Below are 25,524 nucleotides of genomic sequence, written 5' to 3'. Positions count from 1 at the left end.
GCGACCGCCATCCACCGCCGGTCCATTGCGGAACACTCTACGTAGGTGTTAGCTGACGCGATGGCGGGCATCGTCCTCAACAGATCCGAGCGTCGTCCGGCACCCGGGATCCCGGCCGGGGAGGTCCGCATCCCCCCGCCTCCGCAGGTCGCCGATCCGGACTCCGGCCGCTGGCAACGCCTGCTGGCCCTGCTGCCGATGGCCGGCGGATCGGTGGCGATGGCAGTGCTGCCGGGCCGCGACGGCGGGGTCTACCCGTACCTGATGGCCGCGGTGTTCGGGGTGTCGACGCTGGCCATGCTGGCGACCAGTTGGAACTCCGCGCCCGGTGCCGGCACGCGGTCCGCGACCGACCTGGCCCGGCGTCGCTACCTACGGCAGTTGGCCGGCCTACGCGGCCAGGTCCGGGGGACCGTGGACCGGCAACGGACCGCACTGAACTACCGGTACCCGGATCCCGATCGGTTGTGGTCGACGGCGGCGAGCAGCCGGGTCTGGGAGCGCCGACCGCACGACCGGGATTTCGCGACCGTACGGGTCGGGGTCGGATCACGCCCACTCGCCACCCCGCTCGTGCCACCGGCCGACGACCGGCCTGTGGACGAGATCGAGCCGCTCACTGCTGCGGCGCTACGACGGTTCATCGACTCGTACTCGGTGGTGCCGGGGCTGCCGATCGTGGTCGGGCTGCGTGACGTCGCCCGGATCTTCGTCGTCGGACGGCCGGACGGCGATGCCCCGGACGGGGCACCGGCCGCGCTGGTACGCGCGGTGCTGGCCCAGCTGGCCGTCCTGCACGCCCCGGACGACCTGCGCATCGCGATCTACGCGCCGGCCGACCGCCGCGACCGGTGGGAGTGGGTCAAGTGGCTACCACACGCTGGTCATCCGCAGCGCACCGACGCCACCGGCCCGCTGCGGTTGGTCGCCGGCAGCGCAGCGGAGCTGGCTCGGCTGCTGGACTCGATGTCCCCCGCGCACGTCGTGGTGGTGTGCGACGGCACTCAGCCGAACGACGGGACCGGAGCGAACGACAGGACCGGAGCGAACGACGGCGGCGGAAACGGCGTCACCGTGGTCCAGGTGGGCGTACCGGCACCCCGGATACTCGACCGGGTCACCGTGGAGCTGTCGGTCGGCCCGTCCGGTCGGCTGGTCATCCGTGGGTCGACCGGGCCCATCGACACCGGGACGGCCGACGGGCTGGGTGTCGTCGAAGCGGAGGCCCTCGCCCGCCAGCTCGCCCCGCTACGGCTCGCGACGAACAGCGGGCCGGCCCGATCCGCCGCAGTGGCCCAGGCGGACCTGGTCCAGCTGCTCGGCTTCGGCAGCGGTGGTGCCGGCGCCCGCTGGTGGACGACGGCCGGACCGGACCGCAGCCCGTCAGTCGACCGCCACCTGCGGGTCCCGTTCGGGGTCACCGCCGAGGGGCAGCCGGTCGAGCTCGATCTCAAGGAGTCGGCGCTGCACGGCATGGGGCCGCACGGGCTGGTGGTCGGTGCCACCGGCTCCGGCAAGTCGGAGCTGCTCCGTACGCTGGTCCTCGGGTTGGCTCTCACCCACCCGCCGGAGTCGTTGAACCTCGTCCTGATCGATTTCAAGGGTGGAGCAACGTTCGCCGCGCTGGACCGGTTACCGCACACCGCGGCGGTGATCACCAACCTGGCGCAGGAGCTGCCGCTGGTGGACCGGATGGCCGACGCGCTGCATGGTGAGGTGGTCCGCCGCCAGCAGCTGCTGCGCCGGGCGGGCAACCTGGCCAGCCGACAGGACTACCTGCGGGTACAGCCGACCGACGAGACCCTGCCGCCGCTGCCGTCACTGGTGATCGTCTGCGACGAGTTCACCGAACTGCTCACCGCCAAGCCCGACTTCATCGACATCTTCCTGCAGATCGGCCGGGTCGGACGGTCCCTGGGGATGCACCTGGTGCTCGCCTCGCAACGGGTGGACGAGGGCCGGTTGCGCGGACTGGACACCCATCTGGCGTACCAGATCGGGCTGCGGACCTTCTCGGCGCTGGAGTCGCGGGCGGTCCTCGGGGTACCGGACGCGTACCACCTGCCCCGCGAGCCGGGTCACGGTTTCCTGCGGTACGGCACCGGGGCACCGGTCCGGTTCCGGGCCGCCTACGTCTCCGGGCCGTACCGCCGACCGGCCCCGCGCCGGGCCGGTGGTCCCCGCTCGACGCCCATGCTGTACGGCTTCCGGACGCACCCGGTGCCGGCGGCCGCCACCCGGCCCGAACCGTCGGCCGCGCCCGGCACGTCGGGCACCGGGGCCAGCCTGCTCGAGGTGAGCGTCGACCGGCTGGCCCGGAACGGTCCACCGGCGCACCGGGTCTGGCTGCCGCCGCTGGGCGAGCCGCCCCAGCTGGATGACCTGCTCGGTCCGGTGCGGCTGGTGCCCGGTCGGGGCCCGGCCGTGGCCGACCCGGACCGGTCGGAACAGCTGCGGGTGGCCGTCGCCGCGGTCGACAAGCCGTACGAGCAGCGCCGGGATCCCTTGTGGCTGGACCTGGACGGGGCGGCCGGGCACGTCGCGGTGGTCGGCGCACCGCAGAGCGGAAAGTCCCAGCTGATCCGGACATTGATCTGCGCCCTGGCGCTGAGCCGTTCGCCGGCCGAGGTGCAGGTGTACTGCCTCGACTTTGGCGGCGGGGCGTTGGCCGGGCTGCGGGACCTGCCACACGTCGGCGGAGTGACGGTCCGCACCGAGCCGGCAACGGTACGGCGTACCGTCGCCGAGGTCACCGACCTGCTCGCGAGCCGGGAGCGGCGGTTCGCCCGGGACGGGGTGGAGTCGATGGCCGCGTACCGCGCCCGCCGCGCGACCGGGACCGGGACCGCCACCGGCAGTACGCCGGACGACCCGTACGGTGACGTCTTCCTGGTCGTCGACGGCTGGACCACCCTGCGCGGCGAGTACGACGACCTGGAACCGTCGATCACCGACCTGGCCACCCGTGGCCTGTCGTACGGGGTGCATCTGGTCGCCTCGGCACCCCGCTGGGCTGACTTCCGGCCGGCGCTGCGGGATCTGTTCGGCTCCCGGCTGGAGCTGCGACTCGGTGACCCGATCGATTCGCTGGTGTCGCACCGGTCGGCCGCCAACGTGCCACCGGGGTCGCCGGGCCGCGGGATCACCAGCGACGGCCTGCACTTCCTCGCCGCGGTGGCCGACACCGCCGCACTGGTCGATGCCATCGCCGACGGCTGGGCAGGGCCGGCGGCACCGCCGGTCCGGCTGCTCCCGGGCCTGGTGCCGTACGCCGCGTTGGACCGCACCGGCACGGCCGGGCTCCGGCTGCAGGTCGGGCTGGCCGAGTCGGACCTGCGACCGGTGTCGATCGACTTCGCCGCTGATCCGCACCTGCTGCTGTTCGGCGAAGCGGAGTCCGGCAAGTCAAGTTTCCTGCGCGCCCTCGCCACCACCGTCGCCGGTCGGTTCGCCCCGGAGCAGGCCCGGTTGATCATCGTCGACTACCGCCGCAGCCTGCTCGGCGCGGTGGACTCCGACCACCTGATCGGCTACGGCGGCAACGCGTCGCATACCGCCGACCTGATCGACTCGGCCGCAGATCATCTACGTCGGCGGCTGCCCGGACCGGACCTCACCGCCGCTCAGTTGGCCGGCCGCTCCTGGTGGACCGGACCCGAGCTGTTCGTCCTGGTCGATGACTACGATCTGGTCGCGGCCGGGTCGGTGAACCCGATCCAACCGCTGTTGGGGTACCTGGTGCACGCCCGGGACGTCGGCCTGCACCTGGTGCTCGCCCGCCGCGTCGGGGGTGCCGGGCGGGCTCTGTACGAGCCCTTCGTCCAGCAGTTGCGCGAGTCGTCCGCCGCGGGCCTGGTGCTCTCCGGCGACCCCGACGAGGGGCAACTTGTCGGCGGGGTCCGCGCAGAGCCGCTACCGCCCGGCCGAGGTCGGCTGGTCACCCGCCGGGACGGCATCCGTCTGGTGCAACTGGCGTACCTGCCGGCGGCCGATCCGACTGGGCCCACCGGCGTCGCGAACCGGCTATCGGCTTCCCCCAAGACTGCTTCTGACAGTGCAGAATCGCGGTAACCTCCGTGCAGCAAGTGTCTGCTGGGGTGAGAAGGCCAGATTGTGACGTCGTTGCCGCGCCATCCACGCAGCGCCGCCCGTTGGCTCGTCGGGGCGGTGCTGGTCCTGGTGACCGCAGTCAGCGGCCCGGCCGCGCCGCCCGGGCCCGAGCCGGTACGCACCGGCACGGGCTCCGCTGCCGCGGCGAGCGCCGCGCTTCCCGCCCGGTACGACCCGATCCGGGACGAACAGTGGCAGTTGCGGGAATTGTCGGCGACCACCGCCTGGCAGTACGCCACTGGCGCCGGGGTCACGGTCGCGGTGATCGATTCCGGGGTGGACGCCAGCCACATCGACCTCGCTGGCCAGGTACTACCCGGGATCGACTTCGTCGACGACGGTGACGGCTGGTCCGACCCGGTCGGGCACGGCACCACCGTCGCCGCGCTGATCGCCGGCCGTGACGACGACGAGGACGGGGTACTCGGGCTCGCCCCGGACGCCCGGATTCTGCCGGTCCGGGTGCTCGACGAGGAGAACCGCTACGACGACGCGCTGGTCGTCGCCAAGGCGGTCCGCTGGGCGGTCGACAACGGGGCCCGGGTGATCAACCTGTCGCTGGGCGGCAGCGGCGACAGCCCGGCGCTGGCCGCCGCGCTGGACTACGCGTTCGCCAGCGACGTCGTGGTGGTCGCCTGCACCGGCAACATCTCGGCCAACGGCACGTCGCGGGTCTGGTATCCAGCCCGGGAGCCAGGCGTCGTCGCCGTCGCCGGGATGGACCGGGGTGGCGAGCAACTGTGGGCCGGTTCGATCACCGGGCCGGAGACGGTCCTCGCCGCACCCGCCACCGGGCTGGTCGGCGCCCGACCGGACGGCTACTGGCAGGTGCAGGGCACCAGCTTCGCCGCTCCGCTGGTGGCCGCGACAGCAGCACTGATCCGGTCCCGGTTCCCGGAGATGTCGGCAGGCACGGTGGTCACCCGGCTCATCGAGACCGCCCGCGACATGGGCGCGCCGGGCCGGGACGATCGCTACGGCTTCGGCCTGGTCGATCCGGTGGCCGCGCTGACCGGCGGGGTCGACGAGGTGCCGCGCAATCCGCTCGACGACAACCGGACTCCGGGTGTGGTCGGCTTCGGCCCAGCTCCCGGTCTGGAGTCCGCAGCGCCGACGTTGGCCGGCGGCTCGACCCGGATGGGCGGTCAGGACACCGGCGACCAAGGAGCCGGATGGGCGATCGGGCCGATCAGCGGACAGCGCAGTGAAGGCGGCGGCCAGGGGCTGCTCGGCAGCGGTCTGCTGCTGGTCACGGCGGTCGTCGGCAGCTGGCTGGCCCGGCGGATGCGGATGACGACGGTGGCTGCCCGCAGCGACGTCAGGCACACTCCCCGGTGGCGGTCCGGCGGGTGCTCCGTACTCCCAGAACCGCCACCGACGACGCCTCCTCGGCGGTGACCGCGAATCCGGTGTTCGGGTCGTCCGCCGCCGCCGCGAAGATCACCCCGAGCACGAGTCCGTTGGCCGCGACCAGCGGGCCACCGGAATTGCCGGACCGGACCAACGCACGGATCGTGTAGACCTCGCGGAGGACCTCACCGTCATCGTAGATGTTCGGGCCGGTAATCGGTCCGACGTCGCGGACCCGGGCGGACTGCGCATCGTACGGCCCGTCCAGCGGGAAGCCGAGCACGATCGCGTCGGCACCGGACGGGGCCGGACGGTCGGCGAACGGCATCACCGGAGCCGGCAGGTTCGGCACGTAGATGACCGCCAGGTCCCGCTCCGGGTCGTAGACCACCACTCGGCCGTTGTGCCGCTCGCCCAGAACCTCCACCGCCACGGTCTGCGTACCGGCGACCACGTGCGCGTTGGTCATCACCCGGTCCTCGGCGTAGACGAACCCGGAGCCTTCGATCCGGCGGGAGCAGCGGGGCGCGGAGCCGAGCACCTTGACCACCGACCGCTGGGCGTTCGCCACCACCTCGGAACCGGCCAGCGCCGGGTCCGGGGCCGGTACCTCGCGGACCCGGGTCGGGGTGAGCCCGCCGAAGACGTCCGGGAAGCCGCGGGTGTCGACGGTGTCCCGCAGCGCGTTGGACAACGCCTGCGCCTGCGGTGGCATCACCCGGTCGATGCCGTTGAGCAGGGCGCTGTTGCGTACCGCCCCGGCCAGGCCGGGCATCGCGGAGGAGCCCAGCGGCACCGCGACGAGCCAGGCCACGAGCAGCACCGCCACCAGCGAGATCGCCGCCCCGCCGAGGTCGTCGGCCCGGCGCCCCACCGGGCTGGTGATGGCGTGCCGCAGCCGGGAGCCGGCCCAGCCGGCCAGTGCCTGGCCGAGGACGGCGAGGCCGAACACTGCGACCAGTGACACCACGACCCGGGCCACAGTGTCGACGAACTGTTCAGCCAGCAGCGGCCCGAGTTGCAGACCGACCAGTGCGCCGCCGATGAACCCGGCGAAGGACAGCACCCCGATCAGGAACCCCTGGCGGTAACCGCTGATCGCGAAGACCAACATAAGCAGCAGCAGCACGACGTCGACGGCGGACACCCGTCAAGACTACGGGCACCGGGCGAGCGGCCCGGCCGCAGACGGACGTGGCGGCCGGCGGTCAGCCCGGCAGGCCGGCGGAGCCGTCCACAGTTGCCGCATCGCCGCTGGCCCGGTCACCGAGCGTGTCGGGCAGACCGGCGGCCGACGGATCGCCACCGGGCGACGGCTCGGGCGGCAGGTCAATGATCCGACCGGTCGGCCAGGCACCGGCCCAACCGGCCATGTCCAGCAGTGCGGACAGCACCCCGGCGGTGAATCCCCAGACGAGCATGCCGCGCACCTGGAACGCAGGTGACACCCAGCCGCTCGGGTGGCGTACCTGGAGTCGGTTGTCCGGGTCCACCAGCTCATCAACCGGCAATCGAGTGACATGTGCCACTTCTTCCGGTTGTCGGGGATGCACCGGATGTGGCCGATGCCACCAGCCGAGCACCGGGGTGACCACGAAGCCACTCACCGGTATCCACAGCCGCGGCAGTTGGGCGAGCACGGTGACGCTGCCCGGATCCAGCCCGACCTCTTCTTCGGCCTCCCGTAACGCGGTCGCCCGCGCGTCCCGGTCGCCCGGGTCGGCCGCGCCACCCGGGAACGCGGGCTGCCCGGCATGGTTACGCATGGTCGCGGCCCGCTGCAGCAGCAGCACGTCGGGCTCACCCGGCCGATGCTCGCCGAGCAGGACCAGCACCGCGCTTGGCCGACCACCCCGGGCCGGGGTCGCCACCCGGGTGAAATCGGCGGTACGGGCGGAGCGCACCCGGGTGAGCAGCGGCTGCCACCAGGCCGGCAACGGTTCGGAGGGCAGTGGGTGGGTCACGGGGCCACCGTCAGACCCAACTCGCGCTCGACGAGGTCGGCGAGCGTGGCGTCGTCGAGCGTACCCTCGTACGTCCGACGGATCTCCCCGTCTCCGTCGACGAACAGGGTCAGTGGCAGGCCGACCCGCTCGACCGCCAGCAGCAGCTGCCGCTCCCGGTCGACCAGGCTCGGGAACCGCAGCCCCAGATCCTCGGCGACGGCGACGGCGGGATCTCGGTCGTCGTAGGTGTTGACGCCGATCAGGTGCAACTGCCCGGCGGTACGGTCGGCAAGGCGTTGCAGCGCCGGCAACTCCTTGCGGCAGGGCTGGCACCAGGAGCCCCAGAAGTTGATCACGGCGGGTCCGCGTACCGCCGCGATGTCAACGACCGTCCCGTCGGCGAAGCAGGCCAGGCTGATGTCGGGCAGCGGGGTGCCGCCGCCCGGCGTACCGACGTCGGTCGACGGTTGCGGCGCGGCGGCGGCCGCAGCGGGCGGTGCGGTCAGGCCGGCGCAGTCGGCGAACGGGACCGGTCCGGACGCTCCGGCAGCGTCGCCCGTCCCGGCACCCGGGCCGGTGGTGCAACCGGACGCCGCCAGCAGCAACGGCATCAGGGCGGCGGCGAACAACGGCCCCGGCCTGAGCCGGCGACCTAGCCCCGGCCGACGGCGACGCCCGGGCTGACGGCCAGGCCCCGACGGGCGGCCGGCGCTCATGGCACCTCGGCGGTGACGGCCGCCGCCGGCACCAGGTCGGCGGGTATTCCGGCCTGCTCGGCCAGCTCCCTCGCGCGGGGACCCTTGAGCAGCTTCACCGCCTCGGCAGCGGCGGTCGGACCGGTGCCGTACGCCGGGCACAGCGGGGCTAGCGCACATGCGCCGCAGGCCGGTTTACGGGCGTGGCAGACCCGCCGGCCGTGGAAGATCACCCGGTGGGACAGCATCGTCCAGTCCCGGCGCTCAATCAACGCGCCGACCGCGTGTTCGATCTTCACCGGGTCGGACTCGTCGGTCCACGCCCAGCGGCGGACCAGCCGTTGGAAATGCGTGTCGACGGTGATGCCAGGGACGTCGAACGCGTTACCGAGGATGACGTTCGCGGTCTTGCGGCCGATCCCGGGCAGCTCGACCAGCTGCGGCAGCCGGCGCGGTACCGCGCCGGCGTACCGCTCGGTCAATGCCTGGCCGAGCCGGATCAGCGAGCCGGCCTTGTTGCGGAAGAACCCGGTCGGCCGGATCAGCTCCTCCAGCTCGGCCCGGTCGGCGGCGGCGTAGTCGGCGGCCGTCGGGTAGCGGGCGAACAGCTTCGGGGTGACCTCGTTGACCCGCTTGTCGGTGCACTGCGCGGACAAGATGGTGGCGACCGCCAACTGCAGCGGGCCGTCGTGGTCGAGCTCGCAGTGCGCGTCCGGATGGGTCTGCGCCAGCAGTCTCGCCATCCGCCGGGCACGACGTTTACGCCCCAGGTCGGTCTCGGTACGCACGGCCCGGGCTGCCGCAGGCCCGGCGGCCGCAGTTGCGGTGGCCGCAGCCGGGGCGGTCGCGGCTCGGGGGGCTGGCGGTGTCACACCGGCCAGCCTACGTCGGCGGGTCAGTCCGACGGTGGTGAGATGGTGCCGTCATCGTCGAACTCGGCGCCGGTCTGCGGAAAGTCCAACCCGCTCAACTCCCGGACCAGGTCGAGCCCTCGGCGTTGCTCGTCGACAACGGGCAGACCGTTGCCGTTCATGTACGTGGCGACAAACTCACCGTCGACCCAGTCGCCGTCCGGGTCGAGGGTCACCTTCAGCACCCCGCCCCAGCCCAGCCGGCCGGTGTTGTTCAGCGTACCGCCGCCACCGGCGAAGTTCCCGAGGCTGTACGCGATCAGCCGGCCCTGGTAGAACTCCATGCCGCGCAGCACGTGCGGGCCGTGGCCGACGATCAGGTCCGCCCCGGCGTCGATCATCGCCCGCCCGAAGGCCATCGGATCACCGCGGTTCTCTCCGGCGAACAGCTCCGTGCCCGGGGTGACCCGGGTCATCTCCGCTCCCTCGGCACCCATGTGGACCTGCACGACGACCAGGTCGGCCTGCTCGTCGGCGCGCCGGACCACCTCCGCCGCGGCGTCCAGGTTGATCAGGCTGTTGTTCGGCGGAGAATACGAGGAGAAGCCGGCCACCGCGACGCTGACCCCCTCGACGTCCAGCACGGTGATCTGATCGAGCGCGCCGGTGTGCCGCAGACCGTGCTCCTCCAGCGTCTGCTGGGTGTTGCGGTATCCGGCCTCGCCGTAGTCGTACCCGTGGTTGTTGGCCTGGTTGAGCAGCATGAACCCGGCGTCACGCAGGTGGGCCGCGTACTCGGGTGGGGCCCGGAACTGGTGGCACTGGGTGGCGTCCGGGGCGCACTTGCCAGTCCCGGTGTCGACCGTCAGCGGCTCCTCCAGGTTGCCCATCACCAGGTCGGCGGCGAGTGCCTCGGAAACCGAGTCGAAGAAGCCGGCACCGCCGTCGGGCGGCAGGCGGTCGGGGGCGTTGCCGAGCACGATGTCACCGGTAGCCGACATCGAGATCTCCTGCGGCTCCGGCGACGCGGTGGCGGTCGGCGACGCAGCTGTCGGCGACGCAGCGGACTGCCACTGCGGTTCGGATCCGGACCGGTTGATCCCACCGAGCGCGACGATGCCGACCAGTACGGCACCGAGCAGAACGGCGGTCAGCACGACGATCGACAGAACGGGTCGGCCTGCGGCGGGCTCCTGCCGCCGGCGCCCCCGGGCGGCACGCTGGGCGTCACTCACTGGCGTGACCCTACCGGCCGGGAGTCTCCGGCGACGACAACCGTCCGGCTGGTTTGTCCCCGTGTCCGATTTGCCGTCCTTGCGGGTCCGTCGCGCCACCGCCCTGGGCAGTGCCACCACCCTGGGCGGTGCCACCACGCTGGGCAGTGCCACCACGCTGGGCGGTGCCACCACGTACCGCCGCGTGCGCTACCCGGGCGAGCCGCCCGCCCCAGGTCGACCGTGGACCGCCGTACCGCTGCTCCGGCCCGTCGGGCGGGCAGAGCACCACCACCGCGTCGGTCGCTGTGCCGGTGGCCCGCAGTCCGAGCTCGACCAGCGCCTGGGTCTTCGCCTCGGTGATGGTGGCGACCGCGTTCACCAGGGCGGCCTCACCGAGCCGTACCGGAAGCGCTGCGACGATGTTGATCGTCCCGACCTGCTCCGGCGGTGGCCCGGCGGTCCTGGGTGCGGCGGCCAGCACCGGGGTGCCGAGCCCGACGGTCGCCCACACCTGCACGCCGGCCTCGTCGCGGGTCACCATCCGACGCACGTCCACCCCGGTTAGCAGGCCGACGCCGGGTCCGCGCAGGTCGGCTTGCTCGGCCAGACCGACGAGGTGGGTGTCGGGGTCGTCGCGGCGGTACGACATCGGCACGGTCGCGTTGATCACCCACCAGCGCAGTCCGATCCCGCCGCCGAGCGGAGCGGAGCTGATGGTCAGCAGCGGCTCGGTGAGCGCCCAGCAGGCGTACGGCAGGGTCCGGCCGTCCTCGGTGCGGGTGGTGAACCATGGGCGGGCGACATCGGGAGACACCGGTCGACGATACGGCGTCCGCCGGTCGCACGGCGCTGACCGGTCGGCGTGCACGGTGCCGCATATTAACGACGGATCCACCCTGTTGGGTTACGCTCCTGGATCAAGATTCGGAGGGTGCGCATCCGGCCAGGGGCGGAGTGCACCTAGACTGACTGCGCGCGGCTGGTCACGGCTGGGGTGCCGGGGAACGGACGCCGCGCGGGCGGAGGTGCGCGATGGACGAGGTGCTGGCTCGTAGCGGGATCTTCCAGGGCGTGGACCCGGAGGCCGCGGAGGCACTCGCCAAGGAGATGGAGACGATCGACGCCCGCAAGGGCGAGGTCGTCTTCAACGAGGGTGAGCCGGGTGACAGCCTGTACATCGTGCTCACCGGCAAGATCAAGGTCGGCCGGCGGGCCGCAGACGGACGGCAGAACCTGATCGCCGTGATGGGCCCGTCGGACATGGTCGGCGAGCTGTCGCTCTTCGACCCCGGGCCGCGTACCGCCACCGCGACCGCCGTCACCGACACCCGCCTCGCCCGGCTGCGCAAGCAGGCGCTGCGGCCCTGGCTGAACAATCGGCCGGAGATCGCCGAGCAGCTGCTGCGGGTGCTTGCCCGACGGCTGCGCCGGACCAACGACGCCCTCGCCGACCTGATCTTCACCGATGTACCGGGGCGGGTAGCCAAGAATCTGCTGCAGATGGCCGGCCGGTTCGGCACCCGCGACGGCGGGGTGCTGCGGGTGACCCACGATCTCACCCAGGAGGAGATCGCCCAGCTGGTCGGGGCCTCCCGGGAGACGGTCAACAAGGCGCTGGCCGACTTCGCCTCCCGGGGCTGGCTGCGGCTCGACGGCAAGAGCATCATCATCCTCGACCCCGAGCGGCTCGCCAGGCGCGCCCGGGTGTGACCCGGCGGCGGATCTGCCCGGGGACCTGCGGCAGATCCGCCCCGGACGGGGCAACGGTTGGCTCACCTCACCGAGGCGGTCGCCCGGCAGACCGCGTCCACCGGGGTGACCGGTCGGACCTCCCGCCCCAACGCCTGCAGCAGCGAGTCCTCGACGTGGAACCCGTGCACCCAGAGGCGGTAGCGCGGCAGGTCCGCCTCGCTCGGGCACAGCACCTGCGCCTCCACGTCGTCGGTCGGCACGTACCGGACACCGCCCTGTTCCTGCAGGATGGCCACGCTCGCGTCGTCGACCGCGATCACGCTGCCCCGGATGTGCTCGGTCTCCCCGCCCGACACCGCGACGGTGGTCACCGTACTGGGCAGCACCGGTGCGGTGGCCACCGAGTACGACGTCCAAGCCAGCGCGATCATGACGGTGAGCTGGCCGGTCGCGACCAGCAGGTGCACCGTGCCGGGCAGCACCGGGCCGGTCACGACGAGAGCCAGTAGCGGTGGAGCGCCCAGGATCAGCGCCACGAACCACTCACCGGTGACCGCCGCCTCGGCCAGGGTCGGCGCCAGCAGGCCGTAGTAGCCGATCAGCAGCAGGACGAACAGGGTCAGCCGGTTCGTCCGGCCACCGTCCGGCGGGTCCCCGGCCGTGCCGCGTTCGTCCGCCGTACGGGTGCGCAGCTGGGCGGTGGCCGCGATCGCCGGCAGCAGCAGCGGCAGATAGAGGATCTTCCAGGTCACGACGGCGACCAGCAGGGTGACGATCAGGAACCAGACGGGCACCACCCGCATCCAGCGGACCAGCAACGGCGGTCGTCGTCGCGCCCACCGCCGCTGGTCGTTGTTGACGCTGACGGTCAGCACCGCGCTGATCGCGAACAGGGCCATCATCGCACCGGAGACCACCCGGCTCGCCGTGCTGACGAAGGCGGCGACCAGGTTCACCGGGTTGACGTTGGCGGCCAGCAGCAGGGTGGTCTGGAGCTCGCCGCCGGCCTCGACGACCAGCCGGAGCACCGAGATGATCGCCGGAGCGCCGACCACCACGCTCCAGAACTGCTGCGCCGCCCGGTTCCGCCGGTCCGCCTCGTCGACCGGGCGCTCGGCGGCGGTCACCGCCGGTTCTTGTCGTCGTGGTCGACGAGGTCGGGCGCGCCGTCCGGTCGGGGCTGGCTGGCCTCGCCGAGCCACCGCCCCAGATGGTTGTTGTACGCCGTCTCCCAGGCGTTCGCTTCGTCCCGTTGGTCCCGTTGATAGCTCTTGTCCAGGAAGTAGCTGACCAGGTCGCGAAGGTTCTCGTCCTCGACCGGCACCCCGATGCCCAACTCCTCCTCGACGCCGAACGGCATGTCGACGATGGCGAGTTCGTCGGGGTTCTCCGAACGGAGTCCGGCGAGGATCGTCTCGTCGGAGACCATCGCATGGAAGTCGCCGGCCAGGACGCCGTCCCGGCAGGCGGCCGGATTGTCGGCCTGCTGGTGCGGGATCCCCCGTTCCCTGAGCATTGCCTCGGTGGTGGAGCCACCGGCGACGCAGACGGTGTACTCCTCGTCGTTCAGATCGGTGATCGTGGTGATCTCGTCGACGAACTCGGTGGCGACCAGCACCTCGGGTGTGGTGATCAGGTACGGGCCGGCGAACCCGACCCGCTTCTCCCGTTCCTCGGTGATGGAGAAGCTGGCCACCACGATGTCGACCTCGCCGCTGCGCAGCTTCTCGATCCGGTCCTCGGTGTCCAGCGGCACCCACGTGATGCTCTGGTCGCCGAAGCCGAGTGAGTCGGCGATGTAGCGGGCTATCTCGATGTCGAAACCGTGGTAGGAGTTGTTGCGCCGATACGACATCAGCGGAATGTCGATATTGACGCCGATGCGCAGCTCGGTCTGGTCGCTGATGGTCGAGGCCTCCCGGAGATCCCGCACGGTCGGCCGGTCCGGCGGCTGGTTGTCCTCACAGGCGACGAGGGCGACCAGCACCAAGGTCGCGGCAACCGCCAGCGTGGTCATAGTCTGCCGGGTACGGTGGTCGACGTACGTGCGTGACTTGGTGGATCTATCAGTCATGGCAACCTCACGACTGCGACAGTCAGGATCGATTGCGTGTCGGGCAGCCGTCCACATTGCCGGCTCCGCTCAATGTAGTGGTTCCCGGCAATACCCGGCACCGCCGAGTTGCGCCGCGCCGGATCCGGTGATCTTCGTACTGAGGGCTTCAGCGGATCTTCGTAACGGGCCGGATCAGGCGATCTCCGTACTCGGCGGGGTCGTCGACCGGGTACGGGCCGACGGACGGTTGCGGGTCAGCAGTGCCAGCAGGCAGCCGGCCAGCGTCCAGCCGCAGAGCACGAACCACTGCGGCAGGGTCGGACCGTCCGGAAAATACGAGATACCGCCCGCGAATCAACGAAACGGACGCCCCGGGTGGAAAGTCGGACAGCCCGGACTTGCGCCGGATGTCGGTTACCGGGCGGCCAGGGTCGGGCCGAACAGTTGGCCGGGCCCCTTGCCCGCCAGGCACTGGTACCGGTGGTCGCCGGCGGCGAGGTCCGCCGGATCCGGCAGCAGCACCGCGTACTGCCAGTCGTGGGCGTCCATCCGCAGGGTGAACAGCCGGAAGCTCTCCGCCCCGCAGGCCTCGGCGATGGCCGGGTCGGACCGGATCGTGGCATGGTCGGCAGCCCGCAACCGGGTCGGCAGCTCACCGACCGCGAACATCTCCCAGGTGTGCCGGCCGGTGCAGGCGGTCGCGGTCAGGGTACGCGGAGAGTTCGATACCCGGCCGTTGAAGCATTCAAGATCGTCCGGACAGCGCAGCTCCGGTCGCAGCGTCAGGTGGCAGTTCGGCAGCACCGCGCCCGCCGGACCGCCGCTGGTGGGGTCGCTGGCAGGGCTCTCACTGGCCACCGCACCGGTCGTCCGCTGGTCGGCTCCGGTGATCGGGGGAAACGTGGTGGGACCGGAGCCCTTGGCGACGATCCAGGTGCCCAGGCTGGTCATCGCGAGCAGCACCAGCAGGCCGAGCCCGCCGGCGAGGGTCCGCAGCCAGGAACGGACAGCGTTGTCGGGCGAGGTACCCGTTCGGCCGGACGACGGGCCGGACGACGGGCCGGACGACGGGCCGGACGACGGGCCGGCAGCCGACGGCGGCGGGCCGGGCGGGCCGGGTCGTTGCCCGGGCACCTGGCTCGGCTCCGGCGGAGGTGGCACCGGAACGCTCCAGGACGGGTTGCGTTCCGGCCGGGACGGCACCGGGGTCGTCGGGTCGGCCCAGCTGCTCGACCCGGACGGTGGCCCACCGGAGACCGGGGCGATTGAAAACGGCGGCCGGTGCGGGGCAGCCGGGCTCCAGTGCTGACCGAGCGGTACCGCCGCCAGCATGTCCCGCAGCACGACCGCCGGAGGCCGGGCAGCGGGATCGTTCGCCATTCCCTGGCGTAGTACATCGGTCAGCGCCGGGTTGACCCCGGGCAGGTCCGGCAGCGGCCGGTCGAACATCTCCAGGAGAGCCACCAGGCTCGGGTTGCGCTCGTCGTCCCAGCGTGGCGGCTTGCCGCGCATGATGGCGTACAGGGTGGCGCAGAGCGCGTAGACGTCGGCGGCGGCCGACGGCGGACGGTGCTGGAACGACTCGGGTGGCGCGTACGCCGGGGTCAGCACCTCCAGGGTGACCGAGGCGTCGCGGTGCTCGACCAGCACGGCCAGGCCGAAGTCGGCCAGGGCCGGCTCGTTGAACCGGGAGTAGAGGATGTTGGCCGGTTTGACGTCGCGGTGCAGGACGCCGAGATGGTGGGCGTCGGCGAGCGCGTCCGCGATCTTGACCCCGACGTCACGGGCCTCGAAGGCGTCCAGCGGGGAGGTGCGCATCCGGTCGGCGTACGAGCCGTCGCACATCTCCATGATCAGGTACGGATGGAGATCCCCGGTGACGCCGACGTCGAAGAGGTCCACCACGTGCGGATGGGACGACATCCGCCCGGCGGCACGCGCCTCCCGCATGAACCGGCGCTGGTCCCGCTCGTTGTCCAGAGCCCGGTTCTCCACCTTGACGGCGACCTCCCGGCCGACCGACTCCTGGACCGCGCGATAGACGGTGGCGTAGCCGCCTCTGGCGAAGACTGACAAATCTGACAGTCCAGGCACTGTGGGGAACGGCAGCGCGCTCGGCAGTCTGTCGTTCACACGGTAAACGGTACCCAAGACCCCGGACAGCCGGGGCGACCCCGGGCCCCCGGGTCAGCCGTCGCCAGCCGACCGGCCGGTGCCGGGCGACGGTACGCCGACCCGGCGGCGACGTTCGGTCAGCAACGCCACCCCGGTCACCACCGCGCCCAGCCCTTCCCAGGCGGCCACCCCGACGAACCGCACCGGAGCCACCTCGGCGACTACGACCACGGTGAAGACCACCGTGGTGACCAGCCGGAAGATCACCGAGAACAGAAAGAACGGTCGCCAGTCGGTGACCGACGCCAACAGGTAGTAGACGCCCATGTTGAACGAGGCCATCGACGACGCCGTCATGAAGGTATGGGTGTAGTCGCCGGCCGCCCGCTCCCCGGTGGGCAGCGTGTCGAAGCCGAGCAGTACGAGCAGGACATCGGGCTGAGCCAGGCCGACCGCGCCCAGCAGCAGGGCCATCGCCCCGAACACGGCGACAGTCCATCCGGATACCGAACGGGGCAGCTTCATCGGGTTCCTCCGGCCACAGTGCGCCCAGGATGGAGCACAGTGGGAGTCAGGCTAGCGAGCGCGCCGCCCGGCCGGCATCCCCGGGTCCGCCATGATCCACCCCACCGACCAGGCCACCGTCATCCACAGCGGACCTGATCGCCTCGGCGGGCGCCCGCTCGCTGACCTGCTCGGTGCCGTACGCGAGACTGACCGCCCGGTCAGCTGCCTGCCGTGCCGCGACCTGCTCGCCGTTGGCGGCGAGCGCGGAGGCCAACACACCGAACCCGACGACCTGACTGCGGACGTCCTCCGCCGGCGAGTCCAACGCCCGCCGGGCCCAGTGCAGCGCCGGCTCCGGCTGCCCGTCGGCGAGCAGCGCCGCCGCGTACCGGGCCAACGTCTGACGCCGGGAGAACAACACCGCCGGGCTGTCCATCGCGGTCGCGACCGGTGCCAGCAACCCGACCGCGGTCGGCGGGTCACCCGCTGCGAGCCGCGCCGACGCGAGCAGCACCCGTGGCGCCACCTGGACGGCGGCCAACGGGTTGTGCGGTTCGACCGACGTCAGCACCGACTGCGCCAACCGCTCGGCACCGGCCACGTCACCGCATTGCAGGGCGACGAAGCCGCGCAGCGTCCCGGCCATCCCGATCAGCAACGGGTGATCGATTCGCTCGCCCTGGGCGAGCGCGTCGGAGAGCAGATCGGCGGCGTGTTCCCACTGGCCGAGCCCGCGCGCCACCACCCCCCGCGCCAGCAACGCGAAGCCCCGACCCCAGTCGTCGGCCGCGCTGTCGAAATCCCGGTACGCGCGCCGCGCCGACTGGTCCGCCTCGGCCAACTCACCCAACTCGGCCGCGGCGAACGCCTCCACCGCCCGGAGCGTGCCGACCGCCCACGCCTCCCCCACCCGCTCGCCGAACGGCAGGAAAACCCGGGCCAACCGGCGGGCGTCGGCCAACCGGCCGGAGAGCAGCCGGGCGAACGCGGTGGTGCCCCGCAGCCAGGCCCGCCCCACCGGGTCGTCCAGCTCGACGAACAGCCGCGCCGCCCGGTTCAGCACCGCGTCGGCGCCGGCGAAGTCGCCGCGCATCGTGGTCACCCACGCCAGGCTCTGCAACGACCAGGCCTGCCCACGCCGGTCGCCAGCTGCCAGGTTCACCTGGTACGCCGCAGCGAATCGGCTGCTCGCCCGGCTGAGCCGGCCGGCCAGGAAGTCGGCCATCCCGAGTCGGCGCATCGCCTCCGCCCGCTCGGCGGGCAGCCCGACGTCGGTGGCCACCTGCAACGCCTCACGCCACACCGCCACCGCACGGGCGGCGTCGCCCACCGCCCGGTGGGCCCGACCGGACACCAGCAGAGCACCGGCCCGGGCAGCCGCGTCCTCACCGGCGTTGGCGAGCACCTTCTCAGCGGTGGCCAGCGCCTCGGCCGGGCGGCCGGTCTGCAGCAGCGCCCGGGCGTAGACCAGCCGGTCGGCCTTCGGCACCGCGTCCCCGCCGAGCACGGACGCCCGCTCGGCGTACTCCACGGCCAGCTCCGGTTCACCGACCGCGATCGACCGGCGGGCCGCCCGGCCCAGCGCCGCGACCCCCAGCGGCCCGACGGCGCGGGCCGCCGAGTCCGGGCGCAGCCCGACCGCCTCGGCCAGGCCGACGGCCCGTTCGACGTGCTCGGCGACGAACACGTCCCGCAGCGCCGGGCTCATCCCGCCCGGCCCACCGCTCGCCGGGCCGGTGCCGACCGCCGCCGGCGCGTCGGCCCCGGCCGCCCACCGGGCCAGGCACGCGTGCCGTTCCGCCAGGTCGGCCTTGCCGATCCCGGCATAGGCCGCCTCCCGCATCAGCGGGGTCGGAAAGGCGAAACCGACCCGGGTCCGGTGCAGCATGCGGCGCTGCAGCAACTCCTCGACGGCCCGGTCGAGCTCGACCGCCACCACCGCCGCCGGCCGGCCGTCCCGCCGGTCCCGCAACGACTCCAGGGTGCCGTCCGGTACCACGTCGCCGACCACGGCGGCGTCACGCAGCACCGACCGGGCGTCGGCCGGCAACGCGTCGATCCGGGCGGCCAGCACCGCGGCCAGGTCCCGGGAGAGCAGCCGGCTGCTCAACGAGCCGGGTGCCAGCCGCCAGTCCGCGCCGTCGCCGGCGGCGTCGGCGTCGGCCGACGGACCGGTCCGGGTCAGCGCGCCCCGCTCGATCAGCAGGGTGACCAGCTCGGCCAGGTAGAACGGGTTGCCCTGAGCGGTGGCCAGCAGCCGGTCCACGTCGGGTTGCGGCAGCCGCCCACCGCCGAGGTACGAGGTGAGCAGCCGGGCCGCGTCGGCGCCGCGCAGCGGCGGCAACGGGTGCACCTCGGCGTCGGCCACCCCGGTCAGCACCCCGGCGGTACGCACCAGCTCGGGTCGGCCGAGCAGCAGCACCAGTACCGGACCGGTGAGCCGGGACAGCGTCTCGCCGAGCACCTCGACGGTGTCCGGGAGGGCGTCGTGCAGGTCGTCGACCACGATCAGCAGCGGCGCCTCCCGGGCCAGGGCGCTGAGCAGGTCGGCCACCGCGCTCGGGATCGCCTCCGCGTCGAGCACCGGAGCGTCCGTGGTCAGGTCCGCCGGACCGGACGACGGGTGCGCGGCAGCGGGCGGCTCCGCGTACCCGAGCAGGGTCAGTAGCAGGTCGACGGAGAGCGGCGGCGGCTCCGGACGGACCCGGGCCAGCCGCTGCCCGAGGCGACGCAGCCGCTCCTCGACCACCGGGCGGGTGACCGCGGTGGAGCTGTCCCGGGGCAGCCCGGCCGCGATCCGCACCAGGTCGGCCAGCGGGGCCAGCCGACGCCGCTCGCCGAAGGCGGCGCAGCGTACCGACAGCACCCGCGCGCCGGTGGGCGCCGCGTACCGCCCGGTGCCGACGTCGTAGCCGGCGGCGTACCGCTCGACCTCGACGGCGAACCGGGACTTGCCGATGCCGGCCTCCGCGGTGAGCACCAGCACCCGCGGATCGCCGTGGTCGATCACCTCGGTGAGCCGGCCCGCCAGCCGACCGATCTCGGCCTCCCGCCCGACGAACGGGGCCTGGTCGCCGATGCCCGACCGGGTGCCGGGCGCGTCGTGCAGACCGAGCAGCTCGTACGCCTCGACCGGGGCGCGTTTGCCCTTCAGCCGCAGCGGGCGCAGCTCCCGCCAGGCGGCGACGTGCCGGGTGCCGGTGACGGTGCCGGCGCCGGCGTACACCGCGCCGACCGCCGCCGCGTCGGCGAGCCGCGCGGCGGTGTTGACCGTGTCGCCGATCACCGTGTACTCGATGGCAGCCTGAATGCCGGCGACCACGTCACCGGTGTTCAGGCCGACCCGCAGGCCGAGCGGAGCACCGCCGCCACGCTCGTCGTCGAGCACCCGACGCACCGCCCGCTGCATGCTGAGCGCGGCCCGTACGGCACGTTCGGCGTCGTCCTCGTGGGCGACCGGGGCGCCGAAGACCGCCATGATCCCGTCGCCGGTCAGCTTGTCGACGTGCCCGCCGAACGTCTTGACCGCCCCGGCCAGGGCGGCGAGCACCCGGTCGGTGACGGCACCGACCCGTTCCGGGTCGAGATCCTCCGACCAGGAGGTGAAGTCGGACAAATCACCGAAGAGCACGGTGACCACCCGGCGTTCGGCGGCCGGCAGGAAGGCGGCCGCCGGCAGCGCGCCGCCGCAGTTGTGGCAGAACCGCGCGCCGGGTACCGCGACGGTTCCGCACACCGGGCAGGTCACTGCCGTTCCAACCCGGTCCGCCCCGGTGTCGATTCCCGGTCACCTGCCGCGCTGTCGGTCGGCCCGCGCAGGTAGGCGAGCTGCGCCCGGACCGACCACTCGGCGGCCGGCCACAACGCCCGGTCGACGGTGGCGTACACCTCGGCGACGACGGCCGCCGGTGCGGTCACGCCCCGGGCCACCACCTGGCGGACCTGGTCCAGCCGGGCCTGCCGGTGGGCCAGGTAGAACCGGGCGGCGGCGGCGCAGTCGGCCAGCGCCGGGCCGTGCCCCGGCAGCGCCGTCACCTCGTCGTACGCCGCGAGTCGCCGCAGGCTGGTCAGGTAGTCGCCGAGGTCGCCGTCGGGCCAGGCCACCACGGTGGTGCCCCGGCCGAGGATGGTGTCGCCGGTGAGCACGGCCTGCCGCCCGTCCGGCCCGGCGACCAGGAAGCAGGCCGAGTCGGCGGTGTGGCCGGGGGTGGCCAGCACGGTGACGGTCAGGCCGGCGGCGTCCAGCACGGTCCCGTCGCCGAGCCGGTCCGGTTGCTGCACCTGGTGGTCGGCGGTCAGGCCCCGGACCGGGGCCTGGAACCGCTCGGCGGCCGCCGGCACCGCCTCGACATGGTCCGGGTGCCCGTGGGTCACCAGGATCATCGAGTACGGGCCGTGCTGCGCCAGCCGGTCGAGATGCCCGGCGTCGGCCGGACCCGGGTCGACGAGGACGCCGTACCGCTCGCCCGGCCGGCGCAGCACCCAGGTGTTGGTGCCGTCCAGCGTCATCGGCCCGGGGTTGGGTGCCCGCACCAGGGTCGCCCAGCCCGGCAGATCGCTGGCCAGGGCCGCGGCGGGGGTGGTGACGTGCGCGGTCATGGCTGCGATGGTACGGCCGTACGGTGACTTCGCCGAGACTTCTTCAGCCCGCTCGGGTGCCGACCTGCGCCAGGCCGGTGCGCACCGGATCAGGCGACCTCGACGACGACCTCCACCTCGACCGGCGCACCGAGCGGAAGTTCGGCCACCCCGACGGCGCTGCGGGCGTGCCGGCCGGCGTCACCGAAGACCTCGCCGAACAGCTCCGAGGCCCCGTTGATCACGGCGGGCTGGCCGGTGAAGCCGGCGGTCGAGGCGACGAATCCGGTGACCTTGACGATCCGGGTCACGGCGTCGAGGCCGACCAGGGCGTCGATCGCGGCGAGCGCGTTCAGCGCACACCGGCCGGCCAGCTCCCTGCCCTGTTCGGGGGTCACCTCGGCACCCACCTTGCCAACGGCGAGCAGCGCTCCGTCGGCCATCGGCAGTTGGCCGGAGACGTAGACGTGCTGACCGGAGCGGACCGCCGGAACGTAGGCGGCCACCGGCGGGACCACAGTCGGCAGGCTCAGCCCCAGTTCAGCGAGGCGGGCGTGTGGTCCGGCGGTCACGACTTGGGCCGCTTCAGGTACGCCACCAGCTGGTCCGGGTTGGGACCGGGGATCACGGTGACCAGTTCCCAGCCGTCCTCACCCCAGTTGTCGAGGATCTGCTTGGTGGCATGCACCAGCAGTGGCACGGTGACGTACTCCCACTTCTGCATCGCGTTACGGCTCCTAGCTCTGATTCGGCAACCGCCACAGCCTAAGGCCAACGGCCGGGAGGGTGAGCCGGGTGCGTCGGCCAGATACCCTGACCGTCTGGTGGCGGCTACCGTCCGCCGACGACGAGACCTGAAACCTGGGGATGAGGATGACGCAACCGCCCAGTGGCGAGGCACAGCCACCGGACGCACAGCCACCGGCGCCGGACGCACAGCCGACCGAGGCACAGCCGACAGGGCCTGGGCAGTCGGCAGGGCCGGGACAGTCGATCCCGCCGCCGCCTTGGCAGCGTCCTACCGCACCGCCGTTCGTTCCGCCGCCGGACCGGTCGCCGTACGCCCCGCCGCCGGCCGGCGCACCGTTCGCGGCGGCACCGGGTGGCCCGCCGTTCCCGCCTCCGCCGGGACAGTCCGCACCGCCGCCCGGGCAGCCTGTACCACCGCCGCCCGGCCAGCCGGTGTCACCGGGACAGCCGTTACCCCCCGGCCAGCCCGTACCGCCGACTCCCGGCGCACCGGCCGCAGCTGCCGCCGGCCGCCGACGTGGCCTGCTGATCACCTCGGTGGTGCTCGGTGTGGTGCTGCTGCTCTGCGGTGGTGGCGGCATCGCGGCGTTCCTGGTGATCAACAACCTGGAGACGGGTAGCGGCGCGGCCGAACCGGTCGCCGCCGTGGACGAGTTCCTCCAGGCGGTGTACACCGACCGGAACGTCACGGCCGCGGCCGACCTGGTCTGCCGGGAGGCCCGGGACGAGTCCGCGCTGATCGAGAAGGTGGAGGAGATCGAGGGCTACTCGTCGACGTACCGCAACCCGCAGTTCGAGTGGAACGTGCCGACCGTCGACGAGCAGGACGAAGATCGGGCCGTCGTCTCGGTCACCGTGCGCATGGTCACCGAGGACGAGCGCAGCGCGGAGCAGGATCTCAGCTTCATGGTGGTGCAGAAGTCCGGCTGGTTCGTCTGCGACGTCAACTGAGCGGCGTCGCGCACTAGTCTGGTTGGACGTGGGGGTCACCGAGCAGTCACCTGTCGCCGCCGTACCCGGCTGGCCGTCCCGGTTGCACGTGGTGACCGGCAAGGGCGGGACCGGCAAGACCAGTGTCGCCGCCGCGCTGGCGCTCGCGCTGGCCGGCTCGGGCCGGCGCACCCTGCTCGCCGAGGTGGAGGGCCGCCAGGGCATCGCACAGCTGTTCGACCTCGGGCCGCTGCCGTACCAGGAGCGCCGGATCACCACCTCGGCCGCCGGCGGCGAGGTCCGCGCCCTGGCGGTGGACCCGGAGGAGGCGCTGCTGGAGTACCTCGACATGTTCTACAAGCTGGGCGCGGCCGGGCGGGCGCTGCGGCGCCTGGGCGCCATCGACTTCGCCACCACCATCGCCCCCGGGCTGCGCGACGTCCTGCTCACCGGCAAGGTGAAGGAGGCCACCACTCGGATGGTGGACCGGCGACGGGTCTACGACGCGGTGGTGCTCGACGCACCGCCCACCGGGCGGATCGGCCGGTTCCTGAACGTGACCGCCGAGGCTGCCCGGCTGGCCAAGGTCGGCCCGATCAAGACGCAGAGCGAGGGCGTCGCGGTACTGCTGCGTTCGCCGATCACCGCGGTGCACGTGGTGACCCTGTTGGAGGAGATGCCGGTGCAGGAGACCCTCGACGCGGTCGCCGACCTGACCGCGCTGGGCATCCCGGTGGGCAATGTGATCGTCAACTCGGCCCGGCCGCCGCTGCTCGCTGACGGACCGGTCGGCCAGACGCAGCTACGGCGCGGGCTGGCCGCAGCCGGGCTGCCGACCGACCGGGAGACGGTGACCGGCCTGCGGGCCGAGGCACAGGAGCACCTCACCCGCCGCGCGCTGGAGGACTCGCTGCTGACCGACCTGGTCGAGTTGGGCCGGCCGATCGTCCGGCTGCCGCTGCTGCCGGACGGGGTCACCCGCGAGGGCCTGGACACGCTGGCCGCAGCGTTGCTGACCGGCACCGGGCCAGCTGCTGGAAGCGACCTCACAGCGACTTGATCGGCGGATCCTGGGCCGACCCCGATACGCTCGACTGGTGCCTCCTGATCACGCAGCGCCACCGCTGGACGTCGACCGGATCCTGGCCGATCCGGGCGTGCGGATCGTGGTCTGCTGCGGTGCCGGCGGGGTGGGCAAGACGACGACCGCGGCGGCCCTGGCGCTGCGCGCCGCTGAGCGGCACGGCCGGCGCACCGTGGTACTCACCATCGACCCGGCCCGCCGGCTGGCGCAGTCACTGGGCCTGACCGAGCTGGACAACACCCCACGGCAGGTCAAGGGCATCGAGGTGGAGGCCAGCGGCGGCGAGTTGCACGCCATGATGCTGGACATGAAGCGCACCTTCGACGAGGTGGTGCTCGCGCACACCGACACCGACAAGGCCGCCGAGATCTTCGCGAACCCCTTCTACCAGGCCATGAGCTCGACCTTCGCCGGTACGCAGGAGTACATGGCGATGGAGAAGCTGGGCCAGCTGCACGCCGGTGGCGAGTGGGATCTGATCGTGGTCGACACGCCGCCGTCGCGGTCCGCGCTGGATTTCCTGGACGCACCGGCCCGGTTGGCGCGCTTTCTGGACGGCCGGATGCTCCGACTGCTGCTGGCACCGGCCCGGGCCGGCGGTCGAAGTATGTTCAGCCTGGTGACCGCGTCGTTCGGGGTGTTCTCCCGGGCGGTGCAGAAGATCCTCGGCGCCCAGTTGCTCAGTGACCTGTCCGGTTTCGTGGCGGCGCTGGACTCGATGTTCGGCGGTTTCCGGCAGCGGGCCGAGCAGACGTACCGGGTCCTGCAGGCCGACGAGACGGCGTTCCTGCTGGTCGCGGCGCCGGAGCCGGATGCGGTACGGGAGGCGGCGTACTTCGCCGGTCGGCTCGGCGCGGAGCGGATGCCGCTGGCCGGGCTGGTGCTCAACCGGGTGCACGAGCCGGCCGTACCCGGGTTGTCCGCCGAGCGGAGCCTGTCCGCCGCGCAGGAGCTGGACCGCGACGGCGGGCATCCGGCGACGGCCGGGGTGCTGCGGGTGCACGCCGCGGTGGCACAGCAGTCGGCGCGGGAGCGCCGAGTCGCGGCGATGTTCACTGACGCGTTCCCGCAGGTGCCGGTGGCGACCGTCCGCGCGCAGCCCGCCGACGTGCATGACATCGACGGGCTACGGACGATCGGCCACGCGGTCGCCGGCTGAGCCTGGCCCCGCGCAGCTCCCTCTGGTCCTGCACAGCTCCCGGTTCAGCGGATCACTTGGTGGCGACGAGCACCTTTTCGCGGTCCCGCATGGCTGCTTCGAACATTCTGCGCCAGCTCGCCACCTGCGGGTGCCGGCGCAGCAGAGCCCGCCGTTCCCGCTCGGTCATGCCGCCCCAGACCCCGAATTCGATCCGGTTGTCGAGTGCGTCGGCCAGGCACTCGTACCGGACCGGGCAACCCCGGCAGATGCGCTTGGCCACGTTCTGCTCAGCGCCCTGCACGAACAACGCGTCCGGGTCTCCGCTCTGGCACGCCGCCAGGCTGGGCCAATCAGCGATCATGCCCATCGTTCCACGTCCCCCCTAGCAATTTCCGCTTGCAACCGGTGGAGTCAGTCGGCAAGCCGGGCGGCTGACGCTGCTTTCCCCCGCAGCACGCCGCCGTGCGATCCTCGCCGGACCATCATGTTCTGTAGTTGGGTG

The 25,524-nt window shown here is 72.7% G+C and carries 20 protein-coding genes and 1 pseudogene; 6 read left to right on the top strand and 15 right to left on the bottom strand.

Annotated elements, in window-relative coordinates; translation table 11 throughout:
* Nucleotides 1-60 precede the first annotated feature (60 nt).
* Together eccCb and mycP are read left to right on the top strand one after the other, a co-directional pair.
* Complete coding sequence (eccCb, locus tag O7553_RS29510; protein ID WP_281555802.1) at nucleotides 61-4,071, top strand: type VII secretion protein EccCb; 4,011 nt, start codon at nucleotides 61-63, stop codon at nucleotides 4,069-4,071.
* Between the two features lie 42 nt (nucleotides 4,072-4,113).
* Complete coding sequence (gene mycP, locus O7553_RS29505) at nucleotides 4,114-5,508, top strand: type VII secretion-associated serine protease mycosin (RefSeq protein ID WP_281552787.1); 1,395 nt, start codon at nucleotides 4,114-4,116, stop codon at nucleotides 5,506-5,508.
* Here mycP and O7553_RS29500 read toward each other — a convergent pair.
* The 6 genes from O7553_RS29500 to O7553_RS29475 form a co-directional block, all read right to left on the bottom strand.
* Complete coding sequence (locus O7553_RS29500; protein ID WP_281552786.1) at nucleotides 5,429-6,607, bottom strand: MarP family serine protease; 1,179 nt, start codon at nucleotides 6,605-6,607, stop codon at nucleotides 5,429-5,431. The two genes, mycP and O7553_RS29500, sit on opposite strands and share 80 nt — an antisense overlap.
* 61 nt (nucleotides 6,608-6,668) lie before the next feature.
* Nucleotides 6,669-7,412 carry a CoA pyrophosphatase gene (locus O7553_RS29495; RefSeq protein WP_281555801.1) on the bottom strand — a complete coding sequence of 248 codons (744 nt, stop codon included), beginning with the start codon at nucleotides 7,410-7,412 and terminating at the stop codon, nucleotides 6,669-6,671.
* 8 nt (nucleotides 7,413-7,420) lie between these two features.
* The gene (locus O7553_RS29490) at nucleotides 7,421-8,017 is read right to left on the bottom strand and encodes a TlpA disulfide reductase family protein (RefSeq protein ID WP_281555800.1); all 597 of its coding nucleotides are present in this window, start codon (nucleotides 8,015-8,017) and stop codon (nucleotides 7,421-7,423) included.
* Nucleotides 8,018-8,118: 101 nt separating this feature from the next.
* A complete protein-coding gene (nth, locus tag O7553_RS29485; RefSeq protein ID WP_281555799.1) occupies nucleotides 8,119-8,844 on the bottom strand; it encodes an endonuclease III in 726 nt (241 codons plus the stop codon).
* Between the two features lie 152 nt (nucleotides 8,845-8,996).
* Nucleotides 8,997-10,052, bottom strand: coding sequence for a CapA family protein (locus O7553_RS29480; RefSeq protein ID WP_281555798.1), 1,056 nt, complete (start codon nucleotides 10,050-10,052; stop codon nucleotides 8,997-8,999).
* A 145-nt stretch (nucleotides 10,053-10,197) separates the two neighbouring features.
* The gene (locus O7553_RS29475) at nucleotides 10,198-10,983 is read right to left on the bottom strand and encodes an adenosylcobinamide amidohydrolase (protein WP_281552785.1); all 786 of its coding nucleotides are present in this window, start codon (nucleotides 10,981-10,983) and stop codon (nucleotides 10,198-10,200) included.
* 218 nt (nucleotides 10,984-11,201) lie between these two features.
* On the opposite strand from O7553_RS29475, the gene O7553_RS29470 reads away from it, so the two are divergent.
* Nucleotides 11,202-11,879, top strand: coding sequence for a Crp/Fnr family transcriptional regulator (locus tag O7553_RS29470; protein WP_281552784.1), 678 nt, complete (start codon nucleotides 11,202-11,204; stop codon nucleotides 11,877-11,879).
* Between the two features lie 62 nt (nucleotides 11,880-11,941).
* Here the strand turns inward: O7553_RS29470 and O7553_RS29465 are convergent, their stop codons facing one another.
* The 8 genes and pseudogenes from O7553_RS29465 to O7553_RS29430 all read right to left on the bottom strand — a co-directional run bounded on the left by O7553_RS29465 (nucleotide 11,942) and on the right by O7553_RS29430 (nucleotide 21,841).
* Nucleotides 11,942-12,988, bottom strand: a complete 1,047-nt coding sequence (locus tag O7553_RS29465) for a hypothetical protein (protein ID WP_281552783.1) — start codon at nucleotides 12,986-12,988, stop codon at nucleotides 11,942-11,944.
* Entirely contained in the window at nucleotides 12,985-13,935 is a 951-nt protein-coding gene (locus tag O7553_RS29460) for a transporter substrate-binding domain-containing protein (protein ID WP_281552782.1), read from the bottom strand. Before O7553_RS29460 ends, O7553_RS29465 begins: the two co-directional genes overlap by 4 nt.
* A 396-nt stretch (nucleotides 13,936-14,331) precedes the next feature.
* On the bottom strand, nucleotides 14,332-16,050 hold the full coding sequence (locus O7553_RS29455) for a serine/threonine-protein kinase (RefSeq protein WP_281552781.1): 1,719 nt from the start codon (nucleotides 16,048-16,050) through the stop codon (nucleotides 14,332-14,334).
* A gap of 54 nt (nucleotides 16,051-16,104) precedes the next feature.
* Nucleotides 16,105-16,557 carry a hypothetical protein gene (locus O7553_RS29450; protein WP_281552780.1) on the bottom strand — a complete coding sequence of 151 codons (453 nt, stop codon included), beginning with the start codon at nucleotides 16,555-16,557 and terminating at the stop codon, nucleotides 16,105-16,107.
* Between the two features lie 136 nt (nucleotides 16,558-16,693).
* Nucleotides 16,694-20,287: pseudogene (locus tag O7553_RS29445) on the bottom strand (adenylate/guanylate cyclase domain-containing protein); the annotation flags it as partial.
* Nucleotides 20,284-21,138, bottom strand: coding sequence for an MBL fold metallo-hydrolase (locus O7553_RS29440; protein ID WP_281552779.1), 855 nt, complete (start codon nucleotides 21,136-21,138; stop codon nucleotides 20,284-20,286). The pseudogene O7553_RS29445 and the gene O7553_RS29440, both read right to left, overlap by 4 nt.
* Before the next feature lie 89 nt (nucleotides 21,139-21,227).
* On the bottom strand, nucleotides 21,228-21,689 hold the full coding sequence (locus O7553_RS29435; RefSeq protein WP_281552778.1) for a RidA family protein: 462 nt from the start codon (nucleotides 21,687-21,689) through the stop codon (nucleotides 21,228-21,230).
* The gene (locus O7553_RS29430) at nucleotides 21,686-21,841 is read right to left on the bottom strand and encodes a DUF4177 domain-containing protein (protein WP_123603862.1); all 156 of its coding nucleotides are present in this window, start codon (nucleotides 21,839-21,841) and stop codon (nucleotides 21,686-21,688) included. The genes O7553_RS29435 and O7553_RS29430 overlap by 4 nt, the downstream gene beginning before the upstream one ends.
* A gap of 458 nt (nucleotides 21,842-22,299) precedes the next feature.
* On the opposite strand from O7553_RS29430, the gene O7553_RS29425 reads away from it, so the two are divergent.
* Genes O7553_RS29425 through O7553_RS29415 form a run of 3 tightly spaced genes read left to right on the top strand, consistent with a single transcriptional unit; the run spans nucleotide 22,300 to nucleotide 25,040 of the window.
* The gene (locus O7553_RS29425) at nucleotides 22,300-22,818 is read left to right on the top strand and encodes a hypothetical protein (RefSeq protein WP_281552777.1); all 519 of its coding nucleotides are present in this window, start codon (nucleotides 22,300-22,302) and stop codon (nucleotides 22,816-22,818) included.
* A 28-nt stretch (nucleotides 22,819-22,846) separates the two neighbouring features.
* On the top strand, nucleotides 22,847-23,857 hold the full coding sequence (locus tag O7553_RS29420; protein ID WP_281552776.1) for an ArsA-related P-loop ATPase: 1,011 nt from the start codon (nucleotides 22,847-22,849) through the stop codon (nucleotides 23,855-23,857).
* Nucleotides 23,858-23,891: 34 nt separating this feature from the next.
* On the top strand, nucleotides 23,892-25,040 hold the full coding sequence (locus O7553_RS29415) for an ArsA-related P-loop ATPase (protein ID WP_281555797.1): 1,149 nt from the start codon (nucleotides 23,892-23,894) through the stop codon (nucleotides 25,038-25,040).
* Between the two features lie 52 nt (nucleotides 25,041-25,092).
* Here the strand turns inward: O7553_RS29415 and O7553_RS29410 are convergent, their stop codons facing one another.
* Nucleotides 25,093-25,389 carry a WhiB family transcriptional regulator gene (locus O7553_RS29410; RefSeq protein ID WP_281552775.1) on the bottom strand — a complete coding sequence of 99 codons (297 nt, stop codon included), beginning with the start codon at nucleotides 25,387-25,389 and terminating at the stop codon, nucleotides 25,093-25,095.
* Nucleotides 25,390-25,524 lie beyond the last annotated feature (135 nt).

It is taken from the genome of Solwaraspora sp. WMMA2059 (assembly GCF_027497315.1).
Classification (GTDB): Bacteria; Actinomycetota; Actinomycetes; order Mycobacteriales; family Micromonosporaceae; genus Micromonospora_E.
The sequence above is the reverse complement of the archived record's forward strand: the minus strand, read 5'-3'. Positions and strand labels throughout refer to the sequence as shown.

Excerpts from the sequence above, each read along its gene's own strand:
- eccCb (WP_281555802.1), top strand. The coding sequence starts at position 61 with ATGGCGGGCATCGTCCTCAACAGATCCGAGCGTCGTCCGGCACCCGGG.
- O7553_RS29490 (WP_281555800.1), bottom strand. The coding sequence starts at position 8,017 with ATGCCGTTGCTGCTGGCGGCGTCCGGTTGCACCACCGGCCCGGGTGCC.
- nth (WP_281555799.1), bottom strand. The coding sequence starts at position 8,844 with ATGGCGAGACTGCTGGCGCAGACCCATCCGGACGCGCACTGCGAGCTC.
- O7553_RS29470 (WP_281552784.1), top strand. The coding sequence starts at position 11,202 with ATGGACGAGGTGCTGGCTCGTAGCGGGATCTTCCAGGGCGTGGACCCG.
- O7553_RS29460 (WP_281552782.1), bottom strand. The coding sequence starts at position 13,935 with ATGACTGATAGATCCACCAAGTCACGCACGTACGTCGACCACCGTACC.
- O7553_RS29450 (WP_281552780.1), bottom strand. The coding sequence starts at position 16,557 with ATGAAGCTGCCCCGTTCGGTATCCGGATGGACTGTCGCCGTGTTCGGG.
- O7553_RS29440 (WP_281552779.1), bottom strand. The coding sequence starts at position 21,138 with ATGACCGCGCACGTCACCACCCCCGCCGCGGCCCTGGCCAGCGATCTG.
- O7553_RS29430 (WP_123603862.1), bottom strand. The coding sequence starts at position 21,841 with ATGCAGAAGTGGGAGTACGTCACCGTGCCACTGCTGGTGCATGCCACC.
- O7553_RS29410 (WP_281552775.1), bottom strand. The coding sequence starts at position 25,389 with ATGGGCATGATCGCTGATTGGCCCAGCCTGGCGGCGTGCCAGAGCGGA.